Source organism: Eubacterium ramulus ATCC 29099 (genome assembly GCF_000469345.1).
GTDB lineage: Bacteria > Bacillota > Clostridia > Lachnospirales > Lachnospiraceae > Eubacterium_I > Eubacterium_I ramulus.
The window spans coordinates 47,969-52,853 of sequence record NZ_KI271117.1; the positions used below are offsets into that span (position 1 = coordinate 47,969).

General features: G+C 35.2%; 6 protein-coding genes. 1 reads left to right on the top strand and 5 read right to left on the bottom strand.

The genetic code is table 11. The features are described from left to right. The first annotated feature begins 326 nt into the window (after window positions 1-326). The gene (locus tag HMPREF0373_RS06905; RefSeq protein ID WP_008118570.1) at window positions 327-587 is read left to right on the top strand and encodes a DUF6061 family protein; all 261 of its coding nucleotides are present in this window, start codon (window positions 327-329) and stop codon (window positions 585-587) included. Between the two features lie 167 nt (window positions 588-754). Here the strand turns inward: HMPREF0373_RS06905 and HMPREF0373_RS06910 are convergent, their stop codons facing one another. The 5 genes from HMPREF0373_RS06910 to HMPREF0373_RS06930 form a co-directional block, all read right to left on the bottom strand. Further along, complete coding sequence (locus HMPREF0373_RS06910) at window positions 755-1,447, bottom strand: ABC transporter permease (protein ID WP_005334737.1); 693 nt, start codon at window positions 1,445-1,447, stop codon at window positions 755-757. Window position 1,448: 1 nt separating this feature from the next. Further along, a complete protein-coding gene (locus tag HMPREF0373_RS06915; RefSeq protein WP_015515239.1) occupies window positions 1,449-2,360 on the bottom strand; it encodes an ABC transporter ATP-binding protein in 912 nt (303 codons plus the stop codon). Between the two features lie 63 nt (window positions 2,361-2,423). Continuing rightward, window positions 2,424-3,356 (bottom strand): sensor histidine kinase, encoded by a 933-nt coding sequence (locus tag HMPREF0373_RS06920; RefSeq protein ID WP_021738955.1) that lies wholly within the window; start codon window positions 3,354-3,356, stop codon window positions 2,424-2,426. Next, the gene (locus HMPREF0373_RS06925) at window positions 3,357-4,142 is read right to left on the bottom strand and encodes a response regulator transcription factor (protein ID WP_226851416.1); all 786 of its coding nucleotides are present in this window, start codon (window positions 4,140-4,142) and stop codon (window positions 3,357-3,359) included. It lies immediately after the preceding gene. 157 nt (window positions 4,143-4,299) lie between these two features. After that, window positions 4,300-4,885 (bottom strand): DUF6040 family protein (locus HMPREF0373_RS06930; protein WP_021738957.1); only part of this gene is annotated, 586 nt, incomplete at its 5' end.

Sequence of the window (4,885 nt, forward strand, 5' to 3'; positions counted from 1 at the left end):
ATCATCCGTGTCTGTCTGGATTTCTGCTTCCGAATTTGCCCTTTACACAGACAAACCAGAATTGAGATTTCATGTATTCCAAGGGATTTAATAATTGTTATATTTTATTATCAAATATCTCTCAAGCCTTTGAAAACACTAAGTTTGGCGCAGGTGAGCTTTCCCTTATTGTTTCCCTTGTGTTATAGCGTCCCGTAAGTGTTTACGAACTCTGATAAGGGCAAATACAAGGGCAAAAAAACTGATAACACATTATAGCACAAAATGAAAATGACATGGTGAACTGATTGAAACGCTTCTGATTTTTGTAAGAAATGATTGATTGAATGATAAGGAGATTTGATACAATGAGAACAATATTTGCAGAATACAATCCACAACGTAATAGTGTTGATGTTTATACCTCTGCGAGCTATATGCTCCGCATTGACTGTTGGGAAGCAGAAAAGAATTTAAAAACTACGCCTGGCTCAGATTGTGCATTAAATGCACTTGCAATTGATGAACCGCTTGAATATGTACGATTATATCTGGATGGGAATATGCAGATGTGGGTAGATGCGGAAGATTCATTGGAAATCTTTTAAAATAATCCAAACTTACGTCAGCTACCACATACATGTAAGTTGTCATCTGTTTGTGTAATCACTAAAAACATTGACTTTAAAAATCAAAGCCGCCGTTATATAAATACATGAAATTGAATCTGCTTTGCGACGGCTTTTTCTTTTACCATTTGTAAAAATAGAAATAATCAATATAGTTCAGGCACTTTTCTTTTAAAGATAAGTAGTGTAGCAATGACGGTAACAATAGCAACTAAGATAACTTGCATTATGGACTCCTGATTGGTTGTGTTTTTGGTGATAATAACTTGCCGTAACACAATAACAATCAAAGAAGTAACGATTGTTGCAGGAACAGATTTTCTGATCATGCCAATAATAAATGACCACAGAGACAGCACCATACATATAATCACAGTGGTTATTGCCATTGGTATCCATGTTCGGAGCATTGATGGTTGAAATGTTCCCTCCAGCATATTAAAGGATTTATCCGCAAATATAATATAACTGCTACAACAGATATATCCAATCGTCATTGAAATCGCTGTATAAACCATGATTATAGTTAATTTGCTGGCAATCAATTTTATTCTGTTTAAAGGATAAGAAAACATAATCGTAATTGTTCGATGATTATATTCTCCAATAACCAGCTTTGCCGTTAAGACCGACGAGTACACAAGAAAAATGAATGACATCAATAAGCCAATGACAAGGTATGTGCTTTCAAATGTGTCTTTGACCTGTTTGGGGTCTGTCATGCTATCCCATAAAGATATTGTAATGAAAAGGATGCTGAAAAGAATTGCGGCAAACATAAAGATAATATTTTGTGCAATACCAAATTTTTTCAGTTCCAGTTTGATCAAATGTGTCATCTCATTTTTCCTCCTCTGTAAGCTGGAAAAAGAAATCTTCCAGTGTGTCTTGCTTGCGTCCCATGCTCTCCAAACCAATCCCGTTCTCAATGATGGCTTTTGACAGAGCTTTACCTGAAATATCAGAATCATAAATGTGGATAAATTCTTTATCTAATACACTAAAATTCGTGATTCTCATGTTTTCAAGCAGTGCAGCAACACGAGTCACATCGTCAACCTGCAAGCTGATATAATCTGTTTGATGCTTATGGATTTCTTCGATAGGTAATTCTGTTAAGAGTTTTCCGTGTTGAATAATTCCAATCGTATCAGCAAGAAGATCCACTTCGGATAGAATGTGGCTGGATATAAAAATAGTTGTTCCATCTTCTTGATTTAGCCGTTGAAAAAGGGTTCGCATTTCACGAATACCCTCAGGGTCTAAAGCATTGATCGGTTCGTCTAAAATCAAAAATTCTGGCTTTGCCAGAATAGCTCTTGCAATAGCAAGTCGTTGTTTCATACCCAACGAGTAATGACAAACTTGTTTTTTCTCGACATTCTGCAAGTCCACCAAATGCAAAACCTCATCGATTCGTTCCTTGTTGGGAAATCCCATATACTCACAGTGCAGCTCTAAGTTTTGTCTGGCAGTCATTTTATCGTAAAAGTATGGATTCTCAATAATAGAACCAACCTTTTTGAATATTTCATAACTGTGACTGGTAACTTTTTCGCCTAAAAGCTGAACCTCTCCAGCATCTGGCTGGATAAGACTCAAAATCATTTTCATAACCGTGCTTTTTCCTGCACCGTTTGGACCAACAAAGCCATATATTGCCCCTTTAGATATATGCATATTTACATCGTCTACAACAATATTATCTTTGTAGGCTTTTCGCAAACCTACGGTTTCCATAATATAATCCATTTTGTGTGCCTCCTTTATAGCTGCCATTATACAAAATGGACTTCTCTTTTCTCTGTCATAAATCTAACGATTTTCTAACTTTTTCAAGATGATTGAGAAAATAGTTTGCTCATTTTGTACACTATAAACTTCTAAGTCTGCCCCAATTTGTTCAGCAAGACATTTTGAAATTGAAAGCCCCAAACCACTGCCGGAAGTTTTTCGGGCTGTTGTATAATTCCTTTCAAAGATCTGTTTTTGCTGCTGTGGTGATATCCCATCTCCTCGATCTTCTATTTCAATAATGTTTTTTCCATTTGATGTGATGAGCCTTAAAGAAATATACTTACCATCACCACCATGTCGGATGGCATTGTCTATCAGATTTTTTAAAATGCGTTGTAACGCCTCGTTATCTGTATAGGCAAAAATCGGTGTATCCGGTATCTGAATATTGACTTCAAATTGTTTCTGTTCAAGAAGGTCATAGTAGTCCAAAATTGTATCTTGGCAAATCCTTGATATATTTTCCTTTTTCATTTTAATAGAAAAATCTCCAGAAGTTATTTTAGACATTGTAAAATAGTCGTTAATTGTTGAGATTAAATCATCAGCCTTTTGGTCTATTTTAACAGCCATAGCATGAACATTTTCAGATGCAGAGTAAGTGTTTGTTATATTGGAAAGCATTTCACTATTTCCTTTTAGAACAGTGAGTGGAGTTCGGATGTCGTGAGAGATGTTTGTAAGGACTTTCGCCATTGCCTGTTTACTCTGCTCAAATTGTGACTTTTTTGTATAAAAATCCTGAAGCAGCTTATTAAGTGCAGCGCTTAATTTCTTGATACTATCATTATCTGTAGGTATAAGTACAAAGCCATTTTCAGAAATGACAGAAATAGTATCAAGCCTACTTGTAATATAATCAATTTCTCGTACTAATTTTTTATGCTGTATCTGTTGCCAGATCAATATAAAAACCATAACAAATGAAAGAACCACAAATAAAATCATCATCTATTTCTCCTCCATCTTATATCCAATGCCCCATAAAGTTTTAACATAGGCTGTACTGTCTTCTGCATTGCTCTTCAATTTCAAGCGAAGACGATTGATGTGTGTATTCAACACATTTTCATTTCCAAAATATGGTTCTTTCCAAATCAGTTCATATAGCCTTTCCTTTGAATAAGCCTGCCCCGGATGGCTTGCTAAAATGTATAAAATTTGAAATTCAATTGGCGTTAAATCTATGGTTACTCCTTTGCGCTGAACCATGTGACTATGAGGGTCGATTTCTATATCTTTAATTTTGATAATTGAATTATTCGGTAACGCCTGGTAGGTTCTTGCTCGTCTGATGTTAGCCTTTATTCTAGCAGTAAGCTCAATGAGTGAAAAAGGTTTTACCACATAATCATCAGCACCCAAATTCAATCCTAATGATTTGTCTATATCATTGTCTTTAGCAGTAATAATAATAATTGGTATCTTGCTGACTTTACGAATTATCTTAATAATCTCCATCCCGCTTATATCCGGTAACATAAGATCAATAAGCGCAAGCGCATATTCATCATAGCTTGTAATTTTCTGGATAGCTGACATACCATCATTAAAAGCTGTCACTTCAAATTCTCCTGATAAATAATCGTTTATCATTCCTCTTATTTCTTTATCATCTTCAATCAATATTATCTTGTTTTCTATCATGATTACTCCTTGATTTTTTATTCTTCCGTCAATAGGTTTTTCTGCATCTTTTTTTCTCAACCAAATGGTTGTCTTTTTTACTTCTACCAAAACATTATAGTTCCCTTGCTCGGACAAAACAAGTTATCCACTTTCATTCATTCACAGAATCTGTATATCGACATAATCAGTCTTTTTATCTTGCATCATGAAATGACCAATTATGCCGATTTATTGTTTAACAGTTTTAGGCATGGTATAGTATGTTTTAGTAATATCCCCTTGTTTCCCGCCAGCCTTTCACATACCATCTTATCACGACATATATTACCTGTACCAATAACAATAGAAACAGTAGATTGACTGGTAATATTGTCCTTATCCAATCTGCGAAATAGATTGCTATTGCCATACTTACGAGTATCACCATTATGGTAATCATATCCCAACAGTATTTCTTATATAGCCCTGCAATCTTTATTTCGATGAATGCCAAAAGTATTCCCACACCCACCAGACATCCACCGGAAATCAGTATTCTTATCATCCAGTATATAATTCCGACAACGACAGGATTGGATATTCCATTGCTAACCTGTGCCACATTCTTCCCTGCCAGTATAGTCAATCCTGCAATGTTCTGTATAAAAGTGGCGATTGTATCAAAGAATACCACGCAATCAGAAATAAATATTTTTGACCGTATCATCTGAAAAAGAGTAGTTGATACGGAATACCATATCAGCAGAAACATCAATGCTTCATATATAGCTGTTTTTGCTTTATATCTGCCTGCCAGTTTTTCTCTCTGTGTATCATACCTTTCCTTAGCTTTCAGATAAGCTGTCTGTTTA

Coding starts and splice junctions, on each gene's coding strand:
- HMPREF0373_RS06905 (WP_008118570.1), top strand. CDS start 327: ATGATAAGGAGATTTGATACAATGAGAACAATATTTGCAGAATACAAT.
- HMPREF0373_RS06910 (WP_005334737.1), bottom strand. CDS start 1,447: ATGACACATTTGATCAAACTGGAACTGAAAAAATTTGGTATTGCACAA.
- HMPREF0373_RS06915 (WP_015515239.1), bottom strand. CDS start 2,360: ATGGATTATATTATGGAAACCGTAGGTTTGCGAAAAGCCTACAAAGAT.
- HMPREF0373_RS06920 (WP_021738955.1), bottom strand. CDS start 3,356: ATGATGATTTTATTTGTGGTTCTTTCATTTGTTATGGTTTTTATATTG.